Source organism: Kitasatospora sp. NPDC034035 (assembly GCF_055575755.1).
Window position 1 is genome coordinate 39,368 of sequence record NZ_JBVISA010000044.1, and the last position, 26,467, is coordinate 65,834.

26 protein-coding genes are annotated in these 26,467 nt (G+C 72.8%); 19 read left to right on the forward strand and 7 right to left on the reverse strand.

Annotated features, from left to right (window positions below; all coding sequences use genetic code 11):
* The first annotated feature begins 115 nt into the window (after positions 1–115).
* From ACZ52J_RS38250 to ACZ52J_RS38260, 3 genes are all read left to right on the forward strand, one after another.
* Entirely contained in the window at positions 116–664 is a 549-nt protein-coding gene (locus ACZ52J_RS38250; protein ID WP_465625520.1) for an RsiG family protein, read from the forward strand.
* A gap of 76 nt (positions 665–740) precedes the next feature.
* Positions 741–1,700 carry an asparaginase gene (locus ACZ52J_RS38255; protein WP_465625521.1) on the forward strand — a complete coding sequence of 320 codons (960 nt, stop codon included), beginning with the start codon at positions 741–743 and terminating at the stop codon, positions 1,698–1,700.
* Between the two features lie 99 nt (positions 1,701–1,799).
* Entirely contained in the window at positions 1,800–2,009 is a 210-nt protein-coding gene (locus ACZ52J_RS38260) for a dodecin (RefSeq protein WP_360506821.1), read from the forward strand.
* Between the two features lie 142 nt (positions 2,010–2,151).
* Here ACZ52J_RS38260 and ACZ52J_RS38265 read toward each other — a convergent pair whose 3' ends face one another.
* The gene (locus ACZ52J_RS38265) at positions 2,152–2,643 is read right to left on the reverse strand and encodes an inorganic diphosphatase (protein ID WP_188300447.1); all 492 of its coding nucleotides are present in this window, start codon (positions 2,641–2,643) and stop codon (positions 2,152–2,154) included.
* A gap of 76 nt (positions 2,644–2,719) precedes the next feature.
* Here ACZ52J_RS38265 and dacB point away from each other — a divergent pair, with 76 nt between their 5' ends.
* The 6 genes from dacB (at position 2,720) to folE (ending at position 10,795) form a co-directional block, all read left to right on the forward strand.
* Positions 2,720–4,336, forward strand: a complete 1,617-nt coding sequence (dacB, locus tag ACZ52J_RS38270; protein WP_465625522.1) for a D-alanyl-D-alanine carboxypeptidase/D-alanyl-D-alanine endopeptidase — start codon at positions 2,720–2,722, stop codon at positions 4,334–4,336.
* A 243-nt stretch (positions 4,337–4,579) separates the two neighbouring features.
* A complete protein-coding gene (locus ACZ52J_RS38275; protein ID WP_465625523.1) occupies positions 4,580–5,752 on the forward strand; it encodes a zinc-dependent metalloprotease in 1,173 nt (390 codons plus the stop codon).
* 283 nt (positions 5,753–6,035) lie between these two features.
* Positions 6,036–7,163, forward strand: a complete 1,128-nt coding sequence (gene tilS / locus ACZ52J_RS38280) for a tRNA lysidine(34) synthetase TilS (protein ID WP_360506815.1) — start codon at positions 6,036–6,038, stop codon at positions 7,161–7,163.
* Positions 7,164–7,234: 71 nt separating this feature from the next.
* Positions 7,235–7,789 carry a hypoxanthine phosphoribosyltransferase gene (gene hpt / locus ACZ52J_RS38285; protein ID WP_030059589.1) on the forward strand — a complete coding sequence of 185 codons (555 nt, stop codon included), beginning with the start codon at positions 7,235–7,237 and terminating at the stop codon, positions 7,787–7,789.
* Positions 7,790–8,017: 228 nt separating this feature from the next.
* A complete protein-coding gene (gene ftsH / locus ACZ52J_RS38290) occupies positions 8,018–10,078 on the forward strand; it encodes an ATP-dependent zinc metalloprotease FtsH (protein ID WP_465625525.1) in 2,061 nt (686 codons plus the stop codon).
* A gap of 111 nt (positions 10,079–10,189) precedes the next feature.
* A complete protein-coding gene (gene folE / locus ACZ52J_RS38295) occupies positions 10,190–10,795 on the forward strand; it encodes a GTP cyclohydrolase I FolE (protein WP_465625526.1) in 606 nt (201 codons plus the stop codon).
* Between the two features lie 57 nt (positions 10,796–10,852).
* On the opposite strand, the gene ACZ52J_RS38300 is transcribed toward folE, so the two are convergent.
* Positions 10,853–11,641 (reverse strand): ferritin-like domain-containing protein, encoded by a 789-nt coding sequence (locus ACZ52J_RS38300; protein ID WP_360506806.1) that lies wholly within the window; start codon positions 11,639–11,641, stop codon positions 10,853–10,855.
* Positions 11,642–11,759: 118 nt separating this feature from the next.
* Positions 11,760–12,914, reverse strand: coding sequence for an alpha/beta hydrolase (locus ACZ52J_RS38305; RefSeq protein ID WP_465625527.1), 1,155 nt, complete (start codon positions 12,912–12,914; stop codon positions 11,760–11,762).
* A gap of 378 nt (positions 12,915–13,292) precedes the next feature.
* On the opposite strand from ACZ52J_RS38305, the gene ACZ52J_RS38310 reads away from it, so the two are divergent.
* The 7 genes from ACZ52J_RS38310 to ACZ52J_RS38340 all read left to right on the forward strand — a co-directional run bounded on the left by ACZ52J_RS38310 (position 13,293) and on the right by ACZ52J_RS38340 (position 20,009).
* Positions 13,293–15,134 (forward strand): phosphatidylglycerol lysyltransferase domain-containing protein, encoded by a 1,842-nt coding sequence (locus tag ACZ52J_RS38310; RefSeq protein ID WP_465625528.1) that lies wholly within the window; start codon positions 13,293–13,295, stop codon positions 15,132–15,134.
* A 99-nt stretch (positions 15,135–15,233) separates the two neighbouring features.
* Positions 15,234–16,115, forward strand: a complete 882-nt coding sequence (gene folP / locus ACZ52J_RS38315) for a dihydropteroate synthase (protein ID WP_465625529.1) — start codon at positions 15,234–15,236, stop codon at positions 16,113–16,115.
* Positions 16,116–16,143: 28 nt separating this feature from the next.
* Positions 16,144–16,623, forward strand: coding sequence for a nuclear transport factor 2 family protein (locus ACZ52J_RS38320; protein WP_360506794.1), 480 nt, complete (start codon positions 16,144–16,146; stop codon positions 16,621–16,623).
* A 247-nt stretch (positions 16,624–16,870) separates the two neighbouring features.
* The gene (gene folB, locus ACZ52J_RS38325) at positions 16,871–17,230 is read left to right on the forward strand and encodes a dihydroneopterin aldolase (RefSeq protein WP_030059580.1); all 360 of its coding nucleotides are present in this window, start codon (positions 16,871–16,873) and stop codon (positions 17,228–17,230) included.
* 40 nt (positions 17,231–17,270) lie between these two features.
* Positions 17,271–17,870 (forward strand): 2-amino-4-hydroxy-6-hydroxymethyldihydropteridine diphosphokinase, encoded by a 600-nt coding sequence (folK, locus tag ACZ52J_RS38330; protein ID WP_360506791.1) that lies wholly within the window; start codon positions 17,271–17,273, stop codon positions 17,868–17,870.
* Between the two features lie 358 nt (positions 17,871–18,228).
* Positions 18,229–18,717 carry a DUF3180 domain-containing protein gene (locus ACZ52J_RS38335; RefSeq protein ID WP_360506788.1) on the forward strand — a complete coding sequence of 163 codons (489 nt, stop codon included), beginning with the start codon at positions 18,229–18,231 and terminating at the stop codon, positions 18,715–18,717.
* Between the two features lie 122 nt (positions 18,718–18,839).
* Complete coding sequence (locus ACZ52J_RS38340; RefSeq protein WP_465625530.1) at positions 18,840–20,009, forward strand: hypothetical protein; 1,170 nt, start codon at positions 18,840–18,842, stop codon at positions 20,007–20,009.
* A 116-nt stretch (positions 20,010–20,125) separates the two neighbouring features.
* Here ACZ52J_RS38340 and ACZ52J_RS38345 read toward each other — a convergent pair whose 3' ends face one another.
* Together ACZ52J_RS38345 and ACZ52J_RS38350 are read right to left on the reverse strand one after the other, a co-directional pair.
* Positions 20,126–20,701, reverse strand: a complete 576-nt coding sequence (locus ACZ52J_RS38345; protein ID WP_465625532.1) for a TerD family protein — start codon at positions 20,699–20,701, stop codon at positions 20,126–20,128.
* 145 nt (positions 20,702–20,846) lie between these two features.
* Positions 20,847–21,344 (reverse strand): hypothetical protein, encoded by a 498-nt coding sequence (locus ACZ52J_RS38350; RefSeq protein ID WP_396290297.1) that lies wholly within the window; start codon positions 21,342–21,344, stop codon positions 20,847–20,849.
* A 139-nt stretch (positions 21,345–21,483) separates the two neighbouring features.
* On the opposite strand from ACZ52J_RS38350, the gene arfB reads away from it, so the two are divergent.
* The gene (arfB, locus tag ACZ52J_RS38355; RefSeq protein ID WP_465625533.1) at positions 21,484–21,918 is read left to right on the forward strand and encodes an alternative ribosome rescue aminoacyl-tRNA hydrolase ArfB; all 435 of its coding nucleotides are present in this window, start codon (positions 21,484–21,486) and stop codon (positions 21,916–21,918) included.
* 53 nt (positions 21,919–21,971) lie between these two features.
* On the opposite strand, the gene ACZ52J_RS38360 is transcribed toward arfB, so the two are convergent.
* Positions 21,972–22,499: a flavin reductase family protein gene (locus ACZ52J_RS38360; protein WP_360506774.1), complete on the reverse strand. Its 528-nt coding sequence runs from the start codon at positions 22,497–22,499 to the stop codon at positions 21,972–21,974.
* A 371-nt stretch (positions 22,500–22,870) separates the two neighbouring features.
* Between ACZ52J_RS38360 and ACZ52J_RS38365 the strand changes: the two genes are divergently transcribed.
* Positions 22,871–24,661, forward strand: a complete 1,791-nt coding sequence (locus tag ACZ52J_RS38365; protein WP_360506772.1) for a GGDEF domain-containing protein — start codon at positions 22,871–22,873, stop codon at positions 24,659–24,661.
* Positions 24,662–24,833: 172 nt separating this feature from the next.
* Positions 24,834–25,841, forward strand: a complete 1,008-nt coding sequence (locus ACZ52J_RS38370) for a carbohydrate-binding protein (RefSeq protein WP_465625535.1) — start codon at positions 24,834–24,836, stop codon at positions 25,839–25,841.
* Positions 25,842–25,907: 66 nt separating this feature from the next.
* Here the strand turns inward: ACZ52J_RS38370 and ACZ52J_RS38375 are convergent.
* A partial coding sequence (locus ACZ52J_RS38375; protein WP_465625536.1) for an amidohydrolase family protein occupies positions 25,908–26,467 on the reverse strand: 560 nt, incomplete at its 5' end.

Genomic DNA, 26,467 nt, shown 5'->3' on the forward strand with positions numbered 1-26,467 from the left:
ACCCCCAAGCGGCGAGCGGCGACCGCTGGCGGTTTTTTGGTGGGTGAACGTGGTCAGCGCCGCGTGGCACGGCCCGGGTCGGGGGGGGCGGCCCCCCGGGCCCCCCCACGGTCCGGTGGCGGGCGCGGAGGGCGAGCCCGATCTGGAGCGGCTGGGCCTGGATCAGCTGCGGGTGCTGCGCCGGGAGACCCTGGAGCAGGAGGCCGACCTGTCCTACCTGCGGCGGCTGCTGCACGGGCGGATGGACATCCTGCGCGCCGAGCTCGACCGGCGCCCCGGCGTGGGCCCGGTCCGGGCGGTCGGTGTGTCCGGCCCCGACCTGGTCTCCGGCGACCTGCTGGACCGGCTCCCGGCCATCCTGACCGACGCGCCCTCCACGGTGCGGCGCTCGGCCCGGCACGTCACCCTCGGCCCGCCGAGCACCCGGGAGTCCGGCCTGGAGGCGGACGCGCTGATGGGAGACGTCCAGCTGGCCGACCTGGCCGCGCACCCGGCCGAGGAGTTGCTGGCCGCCCTGGAGCGGCTGCGGGCGCACGAGCGGGAGGTGTCCGGGCGGCGCCAGCGGCTGCTGCGCACGGCCGACGGTTGCAATGCCGAGATCACCCGCAGGTACCGTGATGGGGAAGCACGGGTCGACGACCTGCTCGCAGGGGGGCCGCTCTGACCGGGTGAGTCGCTGCGGGCGGGTGTGGGCCCGGGTTCGTTCCCGGCTCACCCTCGCCCCGGAAGGCTCAACCCCGATGTCCCAGCTCGCCACCGTGCCCGTGCTCGCCGAGGTCATACGATCCGGCTTCGTCGAGGGCCACCACCACGGTTCCCTGGTGCTGCTCGCCGCCGACGGCTCGGTCGAGTTCGCGCTGGGCGATCCGGACGCGCCGGTCTTCCCGCGGTCGACCGCCAAGCCGTTCCAGGCGGTGGCCACGCTGCGGGCCGGGCTGGCGTTGGAGGGCGAGCTGCTGGCGCTGGCGGCCTCCAGTCACTCCGCAGAATCGTTTCACCTCGCCGGTGTGCGGGCCATCCTCGGCTCCGCCGGGCTCGACGAGGCGGCCCTGCGCACCCCGGCCGACCTGCCGCTGGACGAGACCGAGGCCGAGCTGCTGCTCGGCTCCGGCGGCCACCGCGCCCCGATCCTGATGGACTGCTCCGGCAAGCACGCCGGCTGGCTCGCCGCCTGCGTGGCCAACGGCTGGGACACCGCGAGCTACCTCGACCCCGCCCACCCGATCCAGCGGCTGGCCCGCGAGGCCCTGGAGGAGGGCACCGGCGAGACCCCCGCGCACGCCGGCGTCGACGGCTGCGGAGCCCCGCTGCTTGCCGTCACCCTGACCGGCCTGGCCCGCGGCTACCGCGGCCTGGTGCTGGCCGCCACGGCGACCGCGCCGCGCCGGGTGGCCGACGCGATGCGCGCCCACCCCGAGTACGTGGCCGGCACCCGCCGGGCCGACACCTGGCTGATGCGGGCGATCCCGGGCGCACTGTCCAAGATGGGCGCCGAGGCCGTCCAGGTCGTGGCGCTGCCGGACGGGCGGGCGCTGGCCTTCAAGATCGACGACGGCGGCGAGCGCGCCCGCGGCCCGGTCCTGGCGGCCGCCCTGCGCCGGCTCGGGGTGACCGGAGCGGACGAGACCGTCGAGCGGATCGGCACGGTCCCCCTGCTCGGCGGTGGCGCACCGGTCGGGCAGGTGCGGGCGGTGTTCTAGGCCCTCGTCGGGCGGCCGCCGGCCGTTGCTCGGGGTGCGGTCGGCGCGGGGGCGGTGCACGGTGGACCGGGGGCCGTCGCACAGCTGAGGGAGTCCGCCATGACCGACCATGTGTACCGGGTGACCGAGATCGTCGGGTCCTCGACCGAGAGCGTCGACGCCGCGATCCGCAACGGGGTGGAGCGGGCGGCCCGGACGCTGCGCAACCTCGACTGGTTCGAGGTGTCGCAGGTCCGGGGGCATCTGGAGGACGGCCGGATCAAGCACTACCAGGTCTGCATCAAGCTCGGCTTCCGGCTGGAGGACTGACCGGCTGCACGACAGAGGTCGCTGCACGAAGGGACCGCCGCACGACAGAGGCCGGGGCCCGCGGACGAATCCGCGAACCCCGGCCCCAGGCTGTCCCGACCTACCTCGAACCACCCTGATCGAACGAGATCGGAACGACGGCTCAGTGGCCGCCCTGCTCCGCCAGGCGCTTGATCGAAGCGGTGACCTCGGCCTCGGCCTCGGCGCGGCCGACCCAGTCGGCGCCCTCGACGGACTTGCCGGGCTCCAGGTCCTTGTAGACCTCGAAGAAGTGCTGGATCTCCAGGCGGTCGAACTCCGACACGTGGTGGATGTCGCGCAGGTGCTCCCAGCGCGGGTCGGTCGCCGGGACGCAGAGCAGCTTGTCGTCGCCGCCGGCCTCGTCGGTCATGTGGAACATGCCGATGGCGCGGCACTTGATGAGGCAGCCCGGGAAGGTCGGCTCGTCCAGGATGACCAGGGCGTCCAGCGGGTCGCCGTCCTCGCCGAGCGTGCCCTCGACGTAGCCGTAGTCGGCCGGGTAGCGGGTCGAGGTGAAGAGCATCCGGTCGAGCCGCAGACGACCGGTCTCGTGGTCGACCTCGTACTTGTTACGAGAGCCCTTAGGGATTTCGATAAGGACGTCGAACTCCAACGGTTCCTCCAAGGTAGGGACTGACAGAATCCAAGTGTCTCCTACGGGAGTGAGTGCTTCGGAAAGGGGCCGGTCGGTGGGAGCTGGGGGAGGGGCGGCTCGCCGCCGCAGGGGGACGGCCGCGGGGCTGCTCGGCGTGGCGCTGCTGGTCGCCGGAACGGTGCTGACCCCGGATGGTGCGTATGCGCAGCCATCCCCGACCCCGGGCGGGCACAGCACCGGGCACGGCGAGGGCGACGACCGCGACGGCGGCCGGGACGGCCACGACGCCAAGAAGGACGACCACGGGAAGGGCGTCGCCACGCCCAAGCCGGGTGACAGCCCGAACGCCACGCCCACCCGCCGGTCCGGGCCGCCCGCCGCCGCCCCGACCGCCACCGGCGGCAGCGACTCGCCCGCCGCACGCCCGGTCCCCGCGCCGGGCGCCGTCCTGGCCGCCGCCGAGGACGGCCCGGAAGCCGCCGTCCCCACCACCCAGGGCCTCCAGCAGGCCCTCGTCGCCGCTCTCGCCGACCGCAACCTCGGCGATGTCACCTTCGCCGTCGCGGACGCTGCCGCCGGCCGACTCCTGTACGGCTCCGGGGAGAACACCCCGGCCACCCCCGCCTCCACCACCAAACTGGCCACCTCGATCGCGGCCCTGTCCCTGATCCCCGGCGACACCCGGCTGAGCACCAGGGTGGTCCGCGGCGCCGACCCGGGCACGATCACCCTGGTCGGCGGCGGCGACCCGACGCTCACCGCGCTGCCCGCCGACCAGGTGCAGATCGGCGGACAGCCCGCCGACGCCGACACCGCCCCCGCCTCCCTGGACGCCCTGGCCCGGCAGACCGCCGCCGCCCTCGCGGCCGCCGGCACCACCACGGTCAAGCTGGACTACGACCTGTCGATGTACGCGGGCGACCCGCGGCACAGGAACCACGACGGGCAGAACATCGCCCTGGTCGTCCCGCTGATGCTGGACGAGGCCAAGGTGGACCCGAAGAGCCGGGACGACGCGCCGAACCGCGTCGCCGACCCGGCCGGCGCGGCCGCCGAGGCCTTCGCCGCCCTGCTCAAGGCCCAGGGCGTCACCGTGGAGGGCAAGGCCACGCCCGCCGCCGCCCCGGCCGCCGCCGACGCGCCCGTCCTCGGCCGGGTCGACTCGCCCACGATCGACCGGCTGGTCGAGCGCCTGCTGACCACCTCCGACAACCAGCTCGCCGAGGCGGTCGCCCGCCAGGCCGCCCTCGCCGCCCACCAGTCGGCCAGCTTCGAGGGGGCGGCCGCCGCCGTCACCCAGGAGCTCACCCGGCTCGGCGTGCCGACGGGTGACGTGGTCCTCAACGACGGCAGCGGCCTGCACCTGGGCAATGCGATCCCGCCCGCCGTCCTGGTCCGCCTCCTCTGCCTGGCCGCCTCCGAGCAGCACCCCGCCCTGCGCCCGGTCCTCACCGGCCTCCCGGTCGCCGGCTTCACCGGCACCCTCGGCAAGCGCTACGGCGCCGGCTCCGGCGCCGCCGACGCGGCCGGCCTGATCCGCGCCAAGACCGGCACCCTCAGCGGCGTCAACACCCTCGCCGGCACCGTCGTCGACGCCGACGGCCGCCTCCTCGTCTTCGCCGTCATGACCCGCACCCCCGCCCCCGCCGACACGGCCCGCGCCGCCATGGACCGCATCGCCGCCCGCCTCGCCGGCTGCGGCTGCCACTGACCCGGCCGTCCCCGGCGCCGCCGTGGCCGGTCCGGCATCCGCGGCTGCCGCTGGAGCGCCACGGGTCCCCGGCCGCAGCGGAGTTGGGGTGCCGGTGTGGACGGCGACGATGCGGGGAAGCCGTGTCGCGGGGTGCCGGTGGGGTCGGGGCCGGTGCGGGGAGGTCGTTTCGCGGGATGCCGGGGGAGAGGTGTTCCGTGCGGGTGGCTGCCGTTGGTGGGGGGCAGCACGTACGGTGAGGGCATGACGAGCGCGAGTGGCGGTGCTGACATGGTCGACTGGAACCTCGCGGTCGCAACTGCGACCAGGCTGGTCCGGCCGGGGCCGGAGGTGAGCCGGGCGGAGGCGGCGGCGGTGGTCGCCGAGCTGCGCCGGCACGCCTTGGCGGCGGAGGAGCACGTACGGGCGTTCACCGGTATGCGGTCGTCGAGCCTGGCCCAGGCCGCGGCGACGCCGGTGCTGGTGGTGGACCGCCCCGGGTGGGTGCGGGCCAATGTGGCGGGCTTCCGTACGGTGGTCCAGCCGCTGGTGGAGAAGTTGCAGGCGCGCCGGGCGAACAGCGCGGCGGCCGGGATGCTCGGCACGGTGGGGGAGAAGGCGACCGGCATCGAGGTCGGGGCGCTGCTGGCGTTCCTGGCGACCAAGGTGCTGGGCCAGTACGAGACCTTCGCCCCGGCGGAGCCTTCGCTGGAGGCGCCGGACAGTCCGGCGGCGTTGTTCGACAAGCCGCGGCTGGGGCCGGAGGGCCCCGGGCCGGGCCGGCTGCTGCTGGTGGCGCCGAACATCGTGCACGTCGAGCGGGAGCTGGACGTCGATCCGTCCGACTTCCGGCTCTGGGTCTGTCTGCACGAGGAGACGCACCGGACGCAGTTCACGGCGGTGCCGTGGCTGCGTGACCACATCCAGTCCGAGGTGCAGGCCTTCCTCGCGGAGACGGACGTCGACCCGGGCGCGCTGCTGGACCGGTTGCGGGAGGCGGCGGGTTCGCTCGGCGGGCTGCCGGGTGTCGGCGGCCGGGAGGGTTCGTCCTCGTCGAATCTGCTGGAGATCGTCCAGTCGCCCGCGCAGCGCGAGATCCTCGGCCGGTTGACGGCCGTGATGTCGCTGCTGGAGGGCCACGCGGACGTGGTGATGGACGGCGTGGGCCCGGCCGTGGTGCCGACGGTCGCGGAGATCCGGGAGAAGTTCCAGCAGCGCCGGGACCGCGGTGCGAACCGCCTGGACCTGCTGCTGCGCCGGCTGCTGGGCATGGACGCCAAGCTGCGCCAGTACCAGGACGGCGCGGTGTTCGTGCGCGGGGTGGTGGAGCAGGTCGGCATGGAGGGGTTCAACCGGGTGTGGACCTCCCCGAACACCCTGCCGACCAAGGAGGAGATCCACGACCCGGCCGCGTGGGTGGCCCGGGTGGCCCGCTGAGCGGCCGCAGCGTGACGCGGACGCGCCGCGAGCCGGGCGGCAAGCGGCGCGCGGCGGTCAAACCCGCTCGTACGAGTGGTCCAATCGGGCAAATGGCGAGTGAAGAAGCGTTTCTTCATTCACCCGAACGTGGGACGGTGGTCGTACCGGTGGCGCGGGTGGCGTAGCGGGTCGCTCCTTTCTGCCACCATCTGTGAGCGCCCGGTAACAGGGCGATCACAGATGGTGTGCGGTTCCCGCCGCCCGCCGCAGTCCTGTCCCCCCTGTCGAGGAGTCGTCCGCCGTGGGCCCTCACCCCGCCGTCGCCGCGATACGCCTGGCCGTTCGCCGCACGCTCTCCGACCTCGCCGCCGAGGCCGGTTCCACCTTCACCGCGCCGGTGCGCCAGCCCCGCGAGCGCCCCGCCGGTGCGCCGCTGGTGGGTGCCGCCGTCGGCACCACCCTGATCGGCAACGCCGCGCGCCACCCGTCCGGACTGCCCCGCACCCCGGCCGCGCCCGGTTCGCCGCTGGTCCTGGTCGCCGTCAGCGGCGGCGCGGACTCGATGGCGCTGGCCATCGCCGCCGCCTTCGAGGCCCCCAAGATCGGCCTGCGGGTCGGCGCCGTCACCGTCGACCACGGCCTGCAGCCCGGCTCCGCCGAGCGCGCCGACCAGGTGGCCGACCGGCTGCGCTCGCTCGGCCTCGACCCGGTCGAGGCGGTCCCGGTGCGCGTCGGGCGCGCCGGCGGCCCGGAGGCGGCCGCCCGGGACGCCCGCTACGCGGCCCTGGACGAGGCCGCCGAGCGCCACGGCGCCATCGCCGTGCTGCTCGGCCACACCCGGGACGACCAGGCCGAGACCGTGCTGCTGGGCCTGGCCCGCGGTTCGGGCGCCCGTTCGCTGGCCGGGATGCCGGCCCAGAAGGGCCGCTACCGCCGTCCGCTGCTGGAACTGGACCGGGCTGCCACCCGGCAGGCCTGTTCCGCCCAGTCGATCCCGGTCTGGGACGACCCGCACAACTGTGATCCCGCCTACACCCGCTCCCGGGTCCGCCACGAGGTGCTGCCGGTGCTGGAGAAGCACCTGGGCGGCGGCGTGGTCGAGGCGCTGGCCCGTACCGCCCGGCTGTTCCGCGACGACGCCGACGCCCTCGACCAGTGGGCCTCTTTGGCGGAACGCGACCTCCGTACGGGCGAGGGCGCCCTGGACGCCGTGAAACTGGCCGAACTGCCGTCGGCCGTGCGCCGTCGGGTGCTGCGCCGGGCCGCGCTGCGCGCGGGCTGTCCGGCCGGGGACCTGTTCGCCCGGCACCTGGAGACGATCGACCTGCTGGTCACCGGATGGCGCGGCCAGGGGCCGCTGCACCTACCCGGGGGCGTCGAGGCCACCCGCAGGTGTGGCACGCTGGTCTTTCGGCGGCAGGGCGACTGACGGGCTGGGCATGCCTCGGGGCAGCCGGCCGCCGGCCACACAGACCCCGAACGTTTGAGGACGTATCCCCGGTGGACCAGAACGACATGGGCGCTGACCTCGCGAAGGTGCTCATCAGCAAGGACGAGATCGATGCCAAGCTCCTCGAGCTGGCAGAGCGTATCGACCGGGACTACGCAGGCAAGGATCTGCTGATCGTCGGCGTCCTCAAGGGTGCCGTGATGGTCATGGCCGACCTGGCCCGGGCCCTGCACTCGCAGGTCACCATGGACTGGATGGCCGTCTCGTCCTACGGGATGGGCACCAAGTCCTCCGGCGTGGTGCGGATCCTGAAGGACCTGGACACCGACATCGCCGGCCGTGACGTCCTGATCGTCGAGGACATCATCGACTCCGGCCTGACGCTGTCCTGGCTGCTGGGCAACCTGGGTTCGCGCGGCCCGGCCTCGCTCGAGGTCTGCACCCTGCTGCGCAAGCCGGACGCGGCCAAGGTCGAGATCGACGTGAAGTACGTCGGCTTCGACATTCCGAACGAGTTCGTGGTCGGCTACGGCCTGGACTACGCGGAGAAGCTGCGTAACCTCCCCTTCATCGGCACCCTCGCTCCGCACGTCTACGGCGGCTGAGAGCGCCGTTCGGGCTATGGGCGGGAACAGTAGGCCGTTCCCGCCCGTTGGACCGGGGGGACAAAGAACAACAGCCGTGTCGCCGTGCTCCCGCCATGGGTGGGTCCGACTGCGGTACGGTCCATTAAACCGCTCTTCACATGAGCACCAATTCGGATGCGCCGGCGGCCCACAGCCACGCGGCGCCGTTGAGTGGCAGGAGGGACGGGGCGGCAACGCCCCGCATGGATGGACGTCAAGCGATACTTCCGTGCGCCGATCATGTGGATCGTGCTGGCCGTCCTCGCCGTCATCGTGTTGATGCAGGTCGTTTCGGACTCGAACGGCTACAAGACGGTGGACACCGGTCAGGTCGTCGCAGCGATCGACGCGCACAACGTCAAGTCGGCGCAGATCACCACCGGTGACTCGAACACGATCAAGATCCAGCTGAAGGACGGCGCAACGCTGCCCAACGCCGGTACGGGCAAGACCCCGTCCGGTGCCAAGTTCCAGGCCTCGTACATCGGCGACCAGGGTGTCGCGATCGCCGACAAGCTTCAGGCCCAGATCAACGACAAGGACTCGAGCACGCTCGCCGAGGGCTACACCGTCAGCCCGGAGAAGCAGAGCACCTTCGTCAGCCTGCTGCTGTCGATGCTGCCGATCGTGATCATCGTCCTGGTCTTCCTGTTCCTGATGAACCAGATGCAGGGCGGCGGCTCCCGCGTCATGCAGTTCGGCAAGTCCAAGGCCAAGCTGCTCACCAAGGACACCCCGAAGACCACCTTCTCCGACGTCGCGGGCGCCGACGAGGCGGTCGAGGAGCTCCACGAGATCAAGGAGTTCCTGCAGGAGCCGGCCAAGTTCCAGGCCGTCGGCGCCAAGATCCCCAAGGGTGTGCTGCTCTACGGCCCGCCCGGTACCGGCAAGACCCTGCTGGCGCGTGCCGTCGCGGGCGAGGCCGGGGTGCCGTTCTACTCCATCTCCGGCTCGGACTTCGTCGAGATGTTCGTGGGTGTCGGCGCCAGCCGCGTCCGCGACCTCTTCGAGCAGGCCAAGGCGAACGCCCCGGCGATCGTCTTCGTCGACGAGATCGACGCCGTCGGCCGGCACCGCGGTGCGGGCCTCGGCGGCGGCCACGACGAGCGCGAGCAGACCCTCAACCAGCTGCTGGTCGAGATGGACGGCTTCGACGTCAAGGGCGGCGTGATCCTGATCGCCGCGACCAACCGCCCCGACATCCTGGACCCGGCGCTGCTGCGCCCGGGCCGCTTCGACCGCCAGATCGCGGTGGAGCGTCCCGACCTCCAGGGCCGGCTGGACATCCTCAAGGTGCACCAGAAGGGCAAGCCGATCGCGCCCGACGTCGACCTGTCGGCCGTCGCCAAGCGCACCCCCGGCTTCACCGGCGCCGACCTGTCGAACGTCCTCAACGAGGCGGCGCTGCTGACCGCCCGTTCGGACAAGAAGCTGATCGACAACAACATCCTGGACGAGGCGATCGACCGCGTCGTGGCGGGTCCGCAGAAGCGCACGCGGATCATGTCCGACAAGGAGAAGAAGATCACCGCGTACCACGAGGGCGGTCACGCCCTGGTCGCGGCGGCCTGCCAGTACAGCGACCCGGTGCACAAGATCACCATCCTGTCCCGCGGCCGGGCCCTCGGCTACACCATGGTGCTGCCGGAGGAGGACAAGTACTCCACCACCCGCAACGAGATGCTCGACCAGCTGGCCTACATGCTGGGCGGGCGTGCGGCGGAGGAACTGGTCTTCCACGACCCGACCACCGGCGCCTCGAACGACATCGAGAAGGCCACCGCCACGGCGCGGGCCATGGTCACCCAGTACGGCATGACCGAGCGTCTGGGCGCGATCAAGTTCGGCTCCGACAACGCGGAGCCGTTCCTGGGCCGTGAGATGGGCCACCAGCGCGACTACTCGGAAGAGGTCGCCGCGCTGGTCGACGAAGAGGTCAAGAAGCTCATCGAGAGCGCGCACAACGAGGCCTGGGAGATCCTGGTCGAGAACCGCGACGTGCTCGACAACCTGGTGCTGGAGCTCCTCGAGAAGGAGACCCTGAACAAGGAGCAGATCGCCGAGATCTTCGCGCCGATCGTCAAGCGCCCGGCCCGGCCGGCCTGGACGGGTTCCACCCGCCGCACGCCGTCCACCCGGCCGCCGGTGCAGTCCCCGAAGGAGCTGGCGCTCACCAACGGTGCCGCCGCCGCCGTGGGGGACACCGCTCCGGTGGACGTCGTGAAGCTTCCGCCGCTGCCGGCCGCCGAGCCGTCGGCCGAGAGCTGATCCCGGTCCCGTAGGGAAGGGAATGGATGCCGCGTCACCAGGGTTTGTACCCTGGAGGCGCGGCATCCGTGCTGTTCAGCCAGAGTCTTCCCATATGTAAGCGAGGCCCGCATGATCGACCCGGTGACGCTCGACGGTCCGCCCGCCGTCGGGACCTTCGACCAGAAGCGGGCCGAGAACGCCATCCGCGAGCTGCTGCTGGCCGTGGGGGAGGACCCGGACCGCGAAGGCCTGCTGGAGACCCCGGCCCGGGTGGCGCGTGCCTACAAGGAGATATTCGCGGGCCTCTGGCAGGAGCCCGAGGACGTCCTCACCACCACCTTCGACCTCGGCCACGACGAGATGGTGCTGGTCAAGGACATCGAGCTGACCTCGGTCTGCGAGCACCACCTGGTGCCGTTCCGCGGTGTGGCGCACGTCGGGTACATCCCGTCCCTGAGCGGCAAGATCACCGGGCTGTCCAAGCTCGCTCGGCTGGTCGACGTCTACGCCCGCCGGCCGCAGGTGCAGGAACGGTTGACCAGCCAGGTGGCCGACGCGCTGATGCGGATCCTGGAGCCGCGCGGGGCGATCGTGGTGATCGAGTGCGAGCACATGTGCATGTCGATGCGCGGCATCCGCAAGCCCGGCGCCAAGACGATCACTTCATGCGTGCGCGGCCAGCTGCGCGACCCGGCCACCCGGGCCGAGGCGATGAGCCTCATCATCGGTCGATAGGGGCATCTGTCGATAGGGCCATCGGCCGGCAGGGGCATCGGTCGGTAGCGAAACGACTCAGGGCACCTCGTGCTCCGCGTGCTGCGGAGCCGGGGTGCCCAGTGCGTTGCGGCGCTCGGGCATCCGTAGCGTGACCATCCGGCGCCAGCCGTAGGCGCGGTCGTACAGGTAGAGCGCGTGCACCCCGAGGGTGACCAGGGCCAGCTGCCAGCGCGGCCAGCGCAGGATCCGGGCCATCCGGGCGGTGACCGCGAGGCCGACGTCCCGGTGGGTGCGGATCTCGCCCCGGGCGCTGGTCTCCAGGGTGTGCCGGATGTACGGGCCGTGGCCCTCGGCCCGCAGCCGCAGCAGCTCCTCGTGGCAGTACGCGAGGTGGTTGTCCTCGTCGGCGGAGATCATCCGCATCGCCCGGCCGAGCTCGGGGTTGTCCCCGTACACCTTGACCAGCTGGCGCATCTGCTCGGCGGCGCGCTGCTCGGTGACCCGGCTGTGCGCGAGGTAGGTGATGATCTCGCGGTCGGTCAGCGGGACGTCGCTGTTCAGCCGTTCGTGGGAGAGGCCGATGCCCTGGCGCTCCAGCAGCATGCAGTAGTCGGCCTCCTCCGGGACCGCCACCTTGGGCAGGCCGCGCTTGGTCAGCAGCCGGGTGAAGATCCGGCCGTGCTTGCGCTCGTCGGCGCCGTGCCGGGCGACCTTCGGGGCGAGGACCGGATCCCGGGTGAGCGCGGTGATCCGCTCGTTCTCCCAGCCGCCCTGGTCCTCGCCGCCGGCCGCGATGCTGCAGAACAGCTGGTACGCCTGGTCGTTCCGGTAGATCTCGTTGAAGAGCGAGCGGGTGCTCAGCACGGCGCCTCCTGTGCGGATCCGGGGCGGCGCCCGCCGGGAGCGGCGGGCGGACGGCCGCGATACGTTCCCCCGAGCCGCGGGCCGACCGGGCCGACCGGCGGGTAATCACTCCCACGCGTTAGCCGAGGTGCGTGCCCAGCCATTCGAGCGAGGCCGGCAGCTCCTTGATCCAGCTGTCGACGTTGTGCCCGCCGTCGTCCAGGTAGAGCGACTCGACCTTGAACTGCGGGTTGGCCGCCGCGACCCGGGTGGCCTGGTCGACGAACTGGACGGTCTGCGGATAGTCCGACTCCTTGCGGGTGGAGACCACCAGCAGGTTGAGCGTCGGCACCGGCAGGTTCTGCAGCCGCCAGCCGAGGTCGTGCTGCTGGGTCAGCGCCTTGTCGCCGTTGAAGAGGTCGCCGCCGGTGTAGCCGTCCTGGCGCACGGTGAAGTCGCCGTGCAGGCTGGTCGCGCTGCCGAAGACGTTCGGGAAGCGCATCGCCAGGCGCAGCGCGCAGCTGCCCCCGGTGGAGTAGCCGAAGGTGGCCCAGGAGCCGGCCGTGCGGCCGACCCGGTAGGTGCCGAGGACGGCCTCGGGCACGTCCTTGGCGAACCAGGACTCGGTGCGCGGCCCGCCGGGGACGTCCACGCACTCGGTGTCCCGGGACGGGACCACCCCCGGGCGGACCATCACCAGGACGGTCGGCGGCATCTTGCCGGAGCGCTGCAGCTCGTACGCGGTCTGGGGGAGGGACAGGTCCTTGACCAGGTTCAGCGCCGTGCCCGGGTAGCCGGCGATGGCCAGCAGGACGGGGAAGCGGACCAGGGCGAACTTCGGGTCGAAGTACTCGGGCGGCAGGTAGACGAACATCTGGTCGGAGAAACCCGTCTCCTTGCCGCTGACCTGGACCGACTCGATCTTGCCGACCTCCTCGGGCGTGCCCTTCGGCAGGTTGGTGACGGTCTCCAGGCCGCCCTCGTTGGTGGGCTGGATCAGCGCGTCGGCGACCGGGGTGCCGCCCTTGTGGTTCTCGTTACTGGTCAGCGCGAGCTTGGCGCCGCTGTGGCCGAGCAGGTCGTTCCAGGACGTGTAGAACCCGAAGGAGTTGTTCACCGACAGCGCGAGCACGGCCACGATCGAGGCTTGAACGACTGTCAGCAGGCCGAGCCGGCCGAGCACCGGAAGCGGGCGCTGCCGTGCCAGCCGGGGCCAGATCCACAGGGTGGTGACCAGGGCCGCTGCGCCGAGTGCGAGCAGCGAGTTCACCAGCGCGTCGCTGGTCAGTTCCATGTGGTCGGCCTTCCGGTGGGACACTGTCGGGCAGGCTTCATCGTCTGGCGGTCCGTCAGGTCGGGCCACCGCAGCTAGGCTGTCCGGACGCCCGGGCCGGAGCCGGAAGGGCGGGGGGAGTCGCAGGCAACCGGCGCCCTAGAATGCGGCGTCCACCGTACGTATCGCGTCCCGGAGGGTCCTGCCGTGCCACGCTGCGGCGGCCCCCCGGCTCCCACCGCCGGCTCAACCCGCAGCGCGTCCACGGCCCCGGTTTACCGACCGTTTCCGGGTCCTTGGTATGCGCATTGCCTGATGAAGGAATAGGCATGAAGGTCCATCACGCGTCCTCCCCCGGAGGGACCGGACACCGCCCCGCAGCCTCTACGCTGAGCTTCCATGAGCGTTCCCGTGTCCGTTGAGCCGAGCCCCGAGCAGCCGCCGCGCCGTCGCCGTGGCCTGCAGACGCTGCGTTCCCAGGCGGCCGCTGTTCCGAGGGCCTGGCTCCCGGGGGCGGTCGGCTACGCCTGTCTGCTGATCGGGCTGGTCAACATCGCCAGCGCGGTGTTCCCCAAGCTCAGGCACACCAAGATGCACTCCTTCGCCGGGCAGCTGCCGGGCGGCACCACCAGCCTGGCCGCGGTCGGCACGCTGATGGTCGGCATCCTGCTGGTGCCGCTCGCCCACGCGCTGCGCCGGCGCAAGCGGCGGGCCTGGCGGGTGGTCTGCGTGCTGCTGCCGCTCAGCGCCGCGCTGCACATCGTGCGCTGGCACCAGATCGGCCCGGCGGTCGTCTCGCTGGTCGTCCTCGCCGTGATGCTGGTCCACCAGCGCGAGTTCTACGCCAAGGCCGACCCGCGCACCCGCTGGCGGGCGGTGGTCAACCTGGTCGTCATGGGCGTCCTCAGCGTGCTGCTCGGCCTGCTGATCGTGAGCACCCGGACCAAGTACGAGATCGGCCACCCGGGCCTGATCGAGCGCCTTCAGCACGTCGGGTACGGGCTGTTCGGCTTCGAGGGCCCGATCCGCTACACCAACATCCGGATGTCCGACCTGGTCGCCTACCTGCTCGGCGGGCTCGGGCTGCTGACCGCCTTCACCACGGCCTACCTGGCGCTGCGCCCGGGCAAGCCGAAGCCCGAGCTCACCGCCGAGGACGAGGAGAAGGTCCGCGAGCTGCTGGCGCGGCACGGCGAGCGCGACTCGCTCGGCTACTTCGCGCTGCGCCGCGACAAGAGCGTGCTGTTCTCCCCCACCGGCAAGGCCGCGATCTCCTACCGGGTGGTCTCCGGTGTGATGCTCGCCTCCGGCGACCCGGTCGGCGACGTCGAGGCCTGGCCGGGCGCGATCAAGGTGTTCATGGCCGAGGCCCGCGAGCACGCCTGGGTGCCCGCCGTGATGGGCTGCAGCGAGGTCGGCGGCGAGGTCTGGACCCGCGAGGCGGGCCTGGACGCGCTGGAACTGGGCGACGAGGCGATCGTCGACACCGCCACCTTCTCGCTCGCCGGCCGGGCCATGCGCAACGTCCGCCAGATGGTCAAGCGCATCGAGCGCAACGGCTACTCCTGCAAGGTGCGCCGGGTCTCCGACCTCACCTCGGAGGAGAAGTACCGGATCGCCGACGCCGCCGCCCGCTGGCGCGGCACGGACACCGAGCGCGGCTTCTCGATGGCGCTGGGCCGCTTCGGCGACCCGCTGGACGACGACTGCGTGGTGGTCACCGCCCACAAGGACCCCGAGGAGGGCGAGAGCGGCGACGACCTGAAGGCCGTGCTGCACTTCGTGCCCTGGGGGCCGGACGGCATCTCGCTGGAGCTGATGCGCCGCGACCGCGCCGCCGACCCGGGCCTGAACGAGCTGCTGATCGTCGCCGCGCTGCAGGCGGTGCCCGCGATGGGCGTCCGCCGCGTGTCGCTCAACTTCGCGATGTTCCGCTCGGCGCTGGCCCGCGGCGAGCGGATCGGCGCCGGCCCGGTGCTGCGCGCCTGGCGCGGACTGCTGGTGTTCCTGTCGCGCTGGTTCCAGATCGAGTCGCTGTACAAGTTCAACGCCAAGTTCCAGCCCGAGTGGGAGCCGCGCTTCCTGGTCTTCCCGAACACCCGGGACCTGCCGCGGATCGGCTTCGCAGCGATGCAGGCGGAGGCCTTCATCACCCTCGGCATGCCGCGCTTCGGCCGCAAGCGCCAGCGCGAGGGCCTGATGCCGGTCCCGTCGACCCGCGGGGTCACCGAGGCCGCCTGAGGCACCACGCAGGCCGCCTGAGGGCGCCGAGGCCGCCGCACGAGGCCCCCGCCGGGAATCCCCGGCGGGGGCCTCGTGCGACAACGGCCCTGTTCGATAATGGGGGGCATGAGCAATTCGCCGTCCTTCTCGCTTCCGGCCGGTCTGCCGCGACTCGAGCGCTGCGCCGTGATGGGCGTGGTCAACGTCACGCCCGACTCCTTCTCGGACGGCGGGCTCTGGCACGACCCCGCCAAGGCGATCGCCCACGGGCTCGCCCTGCGGGCCCGCGGCGCGGACCTGGTGGACGTCGGCGGAGAGTCCACCCGGCCGGGCTCGCAGCGGGTGCCCGAGGAGGAGGAGCTGCGCCGGGTGATCCCGGTGGTGCGCGAGCTCGCCGACGCCGGGGTGATGGTCTCCGTCGACACCATGCGCGCCTCGGTCGCCGAGCGGGCCGTCGAGGCCGGTGCCGCGATCGTCAACGACGTCTCCGGCGGGCTGGCCGACCCGGCGATGGCCCGGGTGGTCGCCGAGACCGGCGCGCCCTTCGTGGTGATGCACTGGCGCGGGCAGTCCGCCGACATGGACCGGCTGGCCGTCTACGGCGACGTGGTGCGGGACGTGGTCGCCGAGCTGGCCGGCCGGGTGGACGCGCTGCTGGCGGCCGGGGTCAAGGAGGACCAGCTGATCCTCGACCCGGGGCTCGGCTTCGCCAAGACCGCCGAGCACAACTGGGCGCTGCTCGGCCGGCTCGACGCGCTCACCGCGCTCGGCCGTCCCGTCCTCGTGGCCGCTTCGCGCAAGCGGTTCCTGGGTACGCTGCTCGCCGACCCGGCAACCGGGGAACTGCGCCCGGCCCGGGAGCGCGACGACGCGACGGCCGCGGTGTCGGTGCTGTCGGCCCAGGCCGGAGCCTGGGCGGTGCGGGTGCACGACGTGTCCGGCACGGCGGACGCCGTCCGGGTGGTCGCGGCCTGGCAGCGCGCGGCGCGGCTGGGGTGAGGGAGGGTCTGTGACAGGTGACGGCAGGTTGAGCGGCGGAACGGCCGGGCGGGCCCGCGAGGCGGACCTGGAGGCCGTGCTGGCGGCGAACCGAAGGCTCTACGAGGCGCTGGAACGGGGGGACCTGGAGGCGGTCGAGGAGGCCTGGCTGGGCGCCGCGGACGCCGACGACAAGGGCGGGGTGGTCTGTGTGCACCCCGGCTGGCCGGTGCTGCGCGGCCGGGCGCAGGTGACCCGTTCGTACATGTTGATCATGATGAACACGGAGTACATCCAGTTCTTCCTGACCGATGTCGAGGCCGAGGTCCACGGTGATGTGGCCCTTGTCACGTGCACCGAGAACATTCTGTCCGGCGGCGAGGCGGAGGAGGAGGGCGAGCTCGGACCGCTGGTCGGCGGAAAGGTCGTGTCGACGAATCTGTTCCGCCGTACCCCGGCCGGGTGGAAGCTCTGGTCGCACCACGGTTCACCCGTTCTGACCAGCGGTGACGAGGACGACGAGGACTGATTCCGACGGCTGCGGAAATGTCGTGGCGGGACACCGCCCGGGAATTCCCGAGCGGTCACCGAACGTTCACGTCAATCGCCATTCCGGCGCGCGTGGCGTCGTTTCGCGCCGGGTAGGACGGTCAGGCGTTGTCCGTGCTCGCGGGTAGATTCGAAACGGAGTGGCGGGCGTGCTGCCTGCCTTCGCCCTGCCCGTCCATGCCTTTCTCCGGGCGGGGCCCGTCCGACTGGGAGCAGTGATTCGTTTGCTGGACCGCGTCACCCTGCGGGGGCTGCGTGCCCGGGGCCACCACGGCGTCTTCGAGCGCGAGCGCGTCGAGGGCCAGACCTTCGTGGTCGACCTCGTGCTGTACCTGGACACCCGCCCCGCCGCGTCCGGAGACGACCTCACCCGCACGGCGCACTACGGCATCGTGGCCGAGGAGGTCACCGCGATCATCGCCGGGGAACCGGTCGACCTGATCGAGACCCTGGCCCAGCGCATCGCCGACCAGTGCCTCAAGCACGAAGCGGTCGAGGAGGTCGAGGTCACCGTGCACAAGCCGGACGCCCCGATCACCGTGCCGTTCGACGACGTGACCGTGACCATCCACCGGGGCCGCGCATGACTGCCGCTGCGCGCCCGGCACTCGATGTAGAGGACTATCGATGAGCACCAGCGACCCGACCGCCACGCCGAACGCGTTCGACCTGGAGAGCCGGGTGGACTCCGCCGACACCACCCTGCACAGCCAGCGCTGCGCGGTGATCGCGCTCGGCAGCAACCTGGGCAACCGGCTGGACACCCTGCAGGGCGCCGTCGACGCGCTCGCCGACACCCCGGGGCTGCGGATCAAGGCCGTCTCGGCGGTCTACGAGACCGAGGCCGTCGGCGGCCCCGAGGAGCAGCCCAACTACTACAACGCGGTCGTCGTGCTGCGCACCTCGCTTCCCCCGCGGGACCTGCTGGAGCGCGGCAACGCGATCGAGGACGCCTTCGGGCGGGTGCGGACCGTCCACTGGGGCCCGCGCACCCTGGACGTCGACATCCTGGCCTACGAGGGCGAGCTCAGCGACGACCCCCAGCTGCTGCTGCCGCACCCGCGCTCGCACGAGCGGGCCTTCGTGCTCGCCCCCTGGCTGGACGCGCAGCCGGAGGCCGAGCTGCCCGGGCACGGGCGGGTCGACGCGCTGCTGGCGGGCCTCGGCGGCCCGGACGCGCAGGGCGTCAAGCGCCGCGAGGACATCCGGCTGACGCTGCCGGAGTAGGCCTCGTGGCGCCACCCAGCCCGGAGCGTCTCGGAGGCGAGTTCCCCGCCCCGAGCCGAAGGGGCGCGCCGGTGTCGAAAGGGAGAAGCGAGGGGGCCCGAGGGACGAGGGGCTTGGAGCGACGACCGTCGGCGCCGGGTCGGAGCGTCTCGGAGGCGAGTGGGCGAGTTGGCGAGCGGGCGAGTTGGCGACTGGGCGAGCAACAGCGGAACTCGATCGGGGGCCCGGCCGTACCAGTAGGTGTCCGCTGTTCGCGCGGGTGTCCGCCCGGCTGGGCCCGGTACGGTGGCCTGGCGCCGCCGCGTCGGGTCACCGGGCGGGCGGCCGGCTCTGGTACCCCGGGAAGGACCTCCTCCGAGTGAAGCTGCTTCGCCTCCGCCTGCTGATCGGCATCACCGCCGCCACGACGGCGCTGTCCTGGGCCGGCTCCAAGCTGTGGGCCTCCCTGGGCACGCTGCCGGCGGTGCCGGGTGCGGCGCCGGTGGTGCTGGCGGCGGTGGCGGTGATCCTGCTGGCGACCGCGCTGTCGTTGCGGTCCCGGCTGAAGGCGGTGCGCGAGCGGCAGCACGGCGCGAAGGGCGTCGACCCGCTGCTCGCGGCCCGGGCGCTCGTGCTGGGGCAGGCCAGTGCGCTGGTCTCCGCGGTGGTCACCGGCATCTACGCGGGCGCCGGGATCTACCTGCTGGGGGAACTGGACGTGTCGGCCCGCAAGGATCAGGCCGTCACGGCCGGGTTCGCGGTGCTGGCGGGGGCCGCGGTGATCGCCGCGGCGCTCTGGGTCCAGCACGTCTGCAAGTTGCCGGAGAACCACGACGGTCCGAGCGGCCCGGCGGCGTCCCACCGTTGAGCAGGGCCTTCCTCGTGATCTTGAGTGAGAATCCGGGCACGTGCGGTAAAAACCGCCCCCTGTCAAGGGCAGAAGGGGACCCTGGGCTGACAGGGCCCCAATTCGCACGCTAGTTTCTTGGCATGTCTCGCGGACGCCACCGTCATTCCTCGGTCCTCGGCCGGGTCTTTCCCCCCACCGCCGCCGGCGTACTGCTGGTAGCCGCTCTGGCCGCTCTGCTCTTCAGTCAGGACACCATCCTGGTGCGCTCGGTGGGCATCGCGGCGCTGATCGCGACGCTCGGCTTCGCGCTGCTGCTGCGCCAGCGGGACAAGGCGGCCCGGGCGGCCGCCGAGATGTCCGCGGCGCAGCGGATGCGGGCCGAGGAGCGGTTCGAGGAGCAGCTGGCAGAGGCCGAGTACGCGGCGGAGGTCGCCGAGGAGCGGGCCACCCGGTTCGGGCGGCGGCTGACAGCGGAGAAGTCGCGGCTGGCGAAGGCCGAGACCGAGATCGCCCGGCTGCTGCGGGAGCGGGCCGTCACGGTGGCCGAGCAGGCGCTCAAGGAGGCCGAGGCGGCCCAGCGGGCCCTCGCCGCGAGCCGTCCCAAGTATCCGGCCAGTCCGGCCGCGTACGTGCGGGCGGCGGCCGTGCTGCGGCTGCTGGAGCGCCGTGCGGCGGAGCAGGAGGCACGGCGGGCGCGTACGGCAGGCGCGGCGGTCGCGCTGCGGGCGCGTACCGCCCCGGCCGCCCAGGCCGCGCCGGCGCCCGTGCCGGTGGCTGTGCCCGCCCCGGTGGCGCCCGCGGTGCCGGCGCCGGAGGCCCGGTCCTCGGAGGCCCAGCCGCCGGTGCGGCCTGCCCCGGTGCGCCCGGCGCTGACGGCGACGGTCGGTCAGCTCGGGGGGACGCCGGCCGTCCGGGCCGCTGCGCCCGCACCGGCGGAGCGGCAGCGGCCGCGGCCGGCGCAGTCCGGGCAGGCGCGCGGGCAGGGGTTCAGCTTCTTCGGGCGCGGCGCGGGTGCGTCGGCCCGCCCGGCGGCCCCGACGGCCCCGGCGCCGGCGGTGGGCAGCGTCGCCGAGCTGGGGGAGCGGACCGACCTGGCGGACGTGGTGGGTGACGAGGCGGTGGCCGCGAAGGCCCGGGCCGAGGCCCTGGCGGCGGAGCCGGCCGTGGCGCGGGACGACGCGCGGGCGCCGCAGCAGGCCGAGCGGCCGCAGCAGAACGTGTCGCAGCAGGGCGCGCCGACCGTGGTGGACCTGACGCCGGAGGACGAGACCGAGCTGATCCAGCTGCCGGAGCTGCGCGCCTCGCGCTGAGACGGGTGGACGAAAGCCGCGGCGCGGGAAGTCGGACGGACCGACTTCCCGCGCCGCGGCGTTGTCAGGGTGCGGCAGATCTGTCAGGGGGGTGCGTCAGATCTGTGCGGGGTGCGTCAGATCTGGACGCCGAAGTCCTGGGCGATGCCCGCCAGGCCGGAGGCGTAGCCCTGGCCGACGGCGCGGAACTTCCACTCGGCGCCGTTGCGGTAGAGCTCGCCGAAGATCATCGCGGTCTCGGTGGCGGCGTCCTCGGAGAGGTCGTAGCGGGCGATCTCGGCGCCGCCGGCGGCGTTCACCACGCGGATGTAGGCGTTGCGGACCTGGCCGAAGCTCTGGCCGCGGGCGGTGCCGTCGTAGATGGTGACCGGGAAGGTGATCTTGACGGCCTCGGCGGGCAGGCCGGCCAGGTTGACGTTGATCGACTCGTCGTCGCCGGCGCCCTCGCCGGTGCGGTTGTCACCGGTGTGCACGACGGTGTTGTCCGGCGTGCTGGTGTTGTTGAAGAAGACGAAGTGGGCGTTGGACAGCACCTTGCCGTCCGCGTTCAGGACGATCGCGCTGGCGTCCAGGTCGAATTCGGCGCCGGTCGTGGTGCGGACGTCCCAGCCCAGGCCGACGGTGACCGCGGACAGGCCGGGGGCCTCCTTGGTCAGCGAGACGTTGCCACCCTTGGAGAGGCTCACTGGCATGGCGATTGCTGTCCCTTCGTTCGCTTGCGCTTTCGCTTTGCGCATTTCCCCGGGACAACGCAATACCGGGGCGGCTTGGTTCCGTAGGGTCAGTGAATTCTTCGTGGGCGCGAATGCCGGGGCAAAGACCGGGCAAAGAGAGGCATCAGATCCGGCGGAACCGGCCCTGCAGCGACCAGACGTTCGGGTTGTCGGCCAGGTCGGGGTGCATGTCGAACAGGTCCGCGAGGGTGTCCTGGAGGAAGTCCCGGGCCTCGCGCCGCAGGTCGCTGTGGCGGATCACGGCCGGCGGCTCGTCCGGCAGCCAGGTCGCGGTGACCTCGACCCAGTTGAAGCGGCGGGCGAAGCGCAGCAGCTCGGTGTTCTGGGTGAAGTCGAGGTCGGCGGTCTGCACCCGGGCGGCCCGGCTGCCGTCCGGGTCGCGGTCCAGCTCCTCGGCGATGTCGCACAGCGCCCAGGCGAAGTCGAGCACCGGCACCCAGCCCCAGGCGGTGGACAGCTCGGCGCCCTCGGCGTCCAGGTAGACGTCGCCGCAGAACAGGTCGTACCGCAGGGCGTGCACGGACGCGGTGCGGTAGTCCGTCTGCGGGGGGTCGGGGAAGCGGTTGGAGAGGGAGTAGCCGAGCTCGATCACGTACGCCATTGTCGGGGGTCCGGGCGCGTGGCGGTAACCGGCCCACCCCGCCCCGAGCGGCCCCCGCCCACGTCGGGTCCGAGCGCCCCGGAGGCGAGGGGGCGAATAACTGCGTGACCGGGCGGGCCGGGCGCGGGATGATGGGCGCATGCCCGAGCCCATCCGCGTACGGGGGTCGGTGGTCGTCCCCGACGCCGAACTCGTCTGGCGCTTCTCGCGTTCCTCCGGCCCCGGTGGCCAGCACGTCAACACCTCCGACTCCAAGGTCGAGCTGCGCTTCGACCTGGCCTCCACCCGGGCGCTGCCCGAGGTGTGGCGCGAGCGTGCCCTGGAGCGGCTGGCCGGGCGGCTGGTGGACGGGCGGGTGCTGGTGGTCCAGGCCTCGGAGTTCCGCTCGCAGTGGCGCAACCGGGAGGCGGCCGCGGCCCGGCTGTCGGCGCTGCTGACCGAGGCGTGCGCGCCGCCGCCGAAGTCCCGGCGGGCGACGAAGCCGAGCCGGGGGATGGTCGAGCGCCGGCTGTCCAACAAGCGTCAGCGCTCCGAGGTGAAGCAGGGCCGCCGGGCGCCGCGGGGCGGCGAGTAGCTCCGCTCCAGGGTGGCGAGTGGCTCCGCCCGGGGTGGCGAGGAGCCGGCAGCTCAGCCCAGGGTGCGGTAGCCGCCGTGGAAGTAGAGCAGCGGACGGCCGCCGGGGTCGGGCACCACGGCCTCCAGGACGCGGCCGAGCAGCAGGGTGTGGTCGCCCGCGGGTATCCGCTGTTCGGTGCGGCACTCGACGGTGGCCAGCGCGCCCTCGACCAGCGGGGCGCCGGTGCGCGGGCCGCGGTGGTGCGCGGTGTCCGCGAACAGCAGCCGGTCGCTGAGCCGGCCCTTCATGGCGAAGCGCGAGCCGATCGTCCTCTGTCCCTCGGTCAGTACCGAGACCGCCCAGGTGTCGATCCGGGAGAGCACCTCGTCCATCCGGGAGTCCTCGCGGACCGAGATCAGCACCAGCGGCGGCTCCAGCGACACGGAGAGGAAGGACGTGGCGGTCATGCCGATGTCCTCGCCGTCCTCCGGGTCGTGGACGGTCACCAGGCTCACGCCGGCGGCGAGCTGGGAGAGTGCTGCCCGGAACTCGTCGGGCGTGGCGTGGGGGGCAGCTTCGGGCTGCGGGGACGGGTGCACGTACCGCACGGTAGTCGTCACCCGCGGGAAACGGCATCGGGCCTTGGTCGTAGGACCGGCGACGCACCGGCGGAGTTGCGGTCGCGATCCGGACTCACCCTCAGGAGTGAAGCGGGCGGACCGCCGGATGCAGTCGGCTTCAGTCGGCGGCCGATGCGGTCGACCAGGGGAAATGTTCCGATAGCGCTTGATGTCCAGCTATGGGGCGGATGAACTGATTAAGGGCGCATTAGTGTCGTGTGATTTAAGTCACAAGTGGCGGCCTATTGCTGACCGAGCGTGCCGAACGCTGTGCTCCCTGTGATTCAGTTCTTCTGGCAATCGGACGATAACCAATCAAGAACTATCCGAAGCAGCCGGGGAGCCCCCGCATGGAAGCCGAGTCGGAGCCGTACGTCCGTCTCGCGACCCTCCGCACCTTGCACCGGGTCGTGGCGGACCTCAACGCTGCCCGCAGCCTCGCGGGCACGCTGCAGGCCGTCGTCGAGGGCGCGGTGCACGGGCTCGGCTTCGACGCCGCCGCGGTCAGTCTGGTCCGCCCGGACGGCGACCTCGTGGTGGCGGCCGTCTGGGAGCTGGAGGAGAGCCCGATGGGCGGCCCCTCCGTGCTGCTCGGCCAGGTCGGCTCCCGGGAGTCCTGGGACCGGCTGCTCGGCGTCAGCGACCACTGGGGCACCCTGCGCTTCCTGCCGTACGACCGCGGCTGGGCCGTCGCCAGCGACATCCCGCGCTGGATCGGGGACAGTCCGCTGCCCGTGTACGCCAACGACTGGCACCCCGCCGACGGGCTGCTCGCCCCGATGTACAGCGCCGGCGGCGACCTGCTCGGCGTCCTCTCGGTGGACCGCCCGCGCAGCGGCAAGCGGCCCGGGGCCTGGACCCGCGAGGCCCTGGAGATGTTCTCGCTGCAGGCCTCGATCGCGATCGGCAACGCCCGGCTGCGGGCCGAGATGCAGCGCGCCCTGGCCCGCCTGGAGAAGGAGCAGCAGGCGCTGCGGGCCAGCGAGGAGAGCTTCCGCCAGGCCTTCGAGTACGCGCCCAGCGGGATGGCCATCACCGAACTGCACGGCGCCGGGCGCGGCCAGCTGACCCGGGTCAACGACGCGCTCTGCCGGCTGCTCGGCCGCCCCCGCGCGGTGCTGCGCCAGCAGAGCTTCGCCGACCTCGTCCACCCCGACGACCGCGCCCTGCTGGAGCGCACCAGCGCCGAGAGCGGCCGGGCGGAACTGCGGCTGTCCCGGCGCGACGGCGGCTACCAGTGGGTCTGCCTGCGCAACTCGATCGTGGCGGACGCGGCCGAGGGGCCCAGCTTCCTGCTCACCCACGTCGAGGACATCGAGGACCGCAAGCGGCACGAGTTCCAGCTCGCCCACCGGGCCAGCCACGACGCGCTCACCGGCCTGCCCAACGGCGCCGAGCTCAAGGCCCGGCTGGCCCGCCGGCTCTGCTCCCAGCCGCAGCCGGTCGGCGCCGCCGCCGGCCCGGCCGAGGCGGCCTACCCGCCGCCGTACGGCTACCCGGCCGACTCCTACAGCGCGCACGCGGCCCACGACGGGCTGGAGGGCGCGGACCCGTACGCTGCGGCGGTGCACGGCTACGGGCTGCCCGAGGGCGGCCTGCCGCCCGGCCTCGGCCCGGGCTACGGGGAGCACGTGCACGCGGTGGTCCCGGCCGACCACGGGCCGGGCGGCGACGTCTGGTCCGCCCCGTTCCGCTCCGGCGGCGCGGCCGCGTCCGACAAGGGCCTCGCGGTGCTCTTCTGCGACCTGGACGGCTTCAAGTCGATCAACGACCGGTTCGGCCACAACGCGGGCGACGCGGTGCTGGTCGAGGTCGCCCGGCGGCTGAGCCAGGCCGTCCGGGACGGCGACACGGTGGCCCGGCTCGGCGGCGACGAGTTCGTGGTGCTGGCCGACGGCATCGGCCGGGAGGAGGGCAAGGACCTCGCCCACCGGCTGCGCAACGCGATCATCCCGCCGATGCGGATCGACGGGCGGGCGATGCGGGTCGGGGTGAGTCTCGGGATCGGCTGGGCCGGCTGCGGGATGAGCATCGAGGAGGTGCTGCACACCGCCGACGAGCGGATGTACGACGAGAAGCGCGCCCGCGGCGGGGCGGTGCGCGGGGCGCGCGGCGAGCGTTCGCACCGGCGCGCGGGCTGAGACCGCACGCGGTTGGCGCCGGTCGCGCGCGGCCCGGGTGCCGGGTTACCCGCGAGTTGTCAAGGGTTCTTTTCCCGCTGTCAGGTACGGCAGGTAGGGTGCCCGGTACGACAGCGTCCATGATCTGCGCCGCAGCCCGGCGGCGCGCACCCGGATGGGGGAACAGACCACCGTGACGACCGCCGGCAGCAACGGAGTGCCCGAGGGCCAGGGGGGCGGTGCCCCGCAGGACGACGACCCGTTCGGCTACCTCTACCGCCCGGCCGACGGCTCCACCGGGCAGCCGGCCGAGCCGCAGCAGGGGGTTCCCCGGACGTCGTACAACCGCCCGATGGAGGTCGGGCGCGCACAGTACGGCTACGGCTACCCGCCCCGAGCACAGCAGCAGCAACAGCAGCAGCCGTACGGCCAGCCGGGTATGCCGCAGCAGGGGTACCCGGGCGGTCAGCCGCAGGCCCCGTACGGTCAGCCCGGCGTGCCGCAGCAGCCCGAGTACGGCGCCGCGCCCACCCAGCAGACCCGCTACGCCGAGCACTCCCGGCCGCAGCCGGGGGACGAGCGGCCGAGCAGTGGCCGGAGCAAGGGCGCGGTGATCGGCGCGGTCGCGGTGGTCGCGGCCATCGCGATCGGCGCCGGGATAGCGCTCTCCACGGGCGACCCGGACGGCGACAAGACCGCCAAGGGCGGCACCGCCACCACCGCCCCGCCGGGCCCCACCACCCCGGGGCCGACCGCCTCGACCGCGAGCGGCTCCCCCTCGGCGAGCGCCACCGTCGTCTCCGGCCCGTCGACCGTGGACGCGAGCCAGCTGCAGGGGCAGAACGCGCCGTCCGGCAACAGCGTCAAGGGCGCCAAGTCGGCGGACGGCAACTACCTGACGCTCCAGCAGGGCGGCTCGGTGACCTGGAACGGCGAGGTCGCCACGGCCGGGACGTACAAGCTGACCGTGCGCTACAACAACACCGGTGCGCTCGTGCAGGGCGCGGCCTCGGTGAACGGCAAGGACTGGCCGAGCGGGCTGGGGTACAAGAACTGGGCGCCCGGCAGCAAGGACCCGTCGTCGAACTGGTTCACCACCTGGATACTCCCGCAGTTCCAGGCCGGGGCGAACTCGGTCACCTTCACGGCGCCCTCCGGGCCCATCCTGATCGACCAGATCATCATCGAGCCCAACGGCTGATCCGGCCTTCCGCAGGACACACCACGGCCGCCCGTCCCCGTCGGGGAGGGCGGCCGTCGGCGTCGCTCAGGCGGGCTTGACGGTGGAGAACCTCTCGCCGCCGAGGACCCAGCGGCCGCGGCGCATCACGGCGACCAGGTCGAGGCTCTCGGAGTCGACCACGACGAGGTCGGCGAGCTTGCCGGTCTCCAGCGTGCCGATGGAGTCGCTCAAGCCGAGCAGCCGGGCCGGGGTGGCGGACAGCGACTCGACGGCCTGGCGGAGGGTCAGGCCGTTGACCGTCACCGAGCGCTTGAACGCCACGTCCAGGGTGAGGGTCGAGCCGGCGATCGAGCCGCCCTCGACCAGCCGGGCGACGCCGTCCTTGACTTCGACCTGGAGGGGGCCGAGGGGGTAGAGGCCGTCGCCCATGCCGGCGGCGCCCATGGCGTCGGTGATCAGGGCGACGCGGGCGGGGCCGGCGGTGCCGTAGGCGAGGTCGAGGACGGAGGGGTGCAGGTGGACGCCGTCGTTGATGAGTTCGACGGTGATCCGCTCGTCCTCGAGGAGGGCGACGATGGGGCCGGGGGCGCGGTGGGCGATGCCGGGCATGGCGTTGAAGAGGTGGGTGGCGACGGTGGCGCCGG

Bases quoted from the DNA above. Each gene is read 5' to 3' on its own strand.
- ACZ52J_RS38275 (WP_465625523.1), top strand. From the start codon at position 4,580: ATGACGAGCGCGAGTGGCGGTGCTGACATGGTCGACTGGAACCTCGCG.
- ftsH (WP_465625525.1), top strand. From the start codon at position 8,018: ATGGACGTCAAGCGATACTTCCGTGCGCCGATCATGTGGATCGTGCTG.
- folE (WP_465625526.1), top strand. From the start codon at position 10,190: ATGATCGACCCGGTGACGCTCGACGGTCCGCCCGCCGTCGGGACCTTC.
- ACZ52J_RS38340 (WP_465625530.1), top strand. From the start codon at position 18,840: ATGTCTCGCGGACGCCACCGTCATTCCTCGGTCCTCGGCCGGGTCTTT.
- ACZ52J_RS38305 (WP_465625527.1), bottom strand. From the start codon at position 12,914: ATGGAACTGACCAGCGACGCGCTGGTGAACTCGCTGCTCGCACTCGGC.
- ACZ52J_RS38310 (WP_465625528.1), top strand. From the start codon at position 13,293: ATGAGCGTTCCCGTGTCCGTTGAGCCGAGCCCCGAGCAGCCGCCGCGC.
- folP (WP_465625529.1), top strand. From the start codon at position 15,234: ATGGGGGGCATGAGCAATTCGCCGTCCTTCTCGCTTCCGGCCGGTCTG.
- ACZ52J_RS38260 (WP_360506821.1), top strand. From the start codon at position 1,800: ATGACCGACCATGTGTACCGGGTGACCGAGATCGTCGGGTCCTCGACC.
- folK (WP_360506791.1), top strand. From the start codon at position 17,271: ATGAGCACCAGCGACCCGACCGCCACGCCGAACGCGTTCGACCTGGAG.
- arfB (WP_465625533.1), top strand. From the start codon at position 21,484: ATGCCCGAGCCCATCCGCGTACGGGGGTCGGTGGTCGTCCCCGACGCC.
- ACZ52J_RS38350 (WP_396290297.1), bottom strand. From the start codon at position 21,344: ATGGCGTACGTGATCGAGCTCGGCTACTCCCTCTCCAACCGCTTCCCC.
- ACZ52J_RS38365 (WP_360506772.1), top strand. From the start codon at position 22,871: ATGGAAGCCGAGTCGGAGCCGTACGTCCGTCTCGCGACCCTCCGCACC.
- ACZ52J_RS38255 (WP_465625521.1), top strand. From the start codon at position 741: ATGTCCCAGCTCGCCACCGTGCCCGTGCTCGCCGAGGTCATACGATCC.
- ACZ52J_RS38345 (WP_465625532.1), bottom strand. From the start codon at position 20,701: ATGCCAGTGAGCCTCTCCAAGGGTGGCAACGTCTCGCTGACCAAGGAG.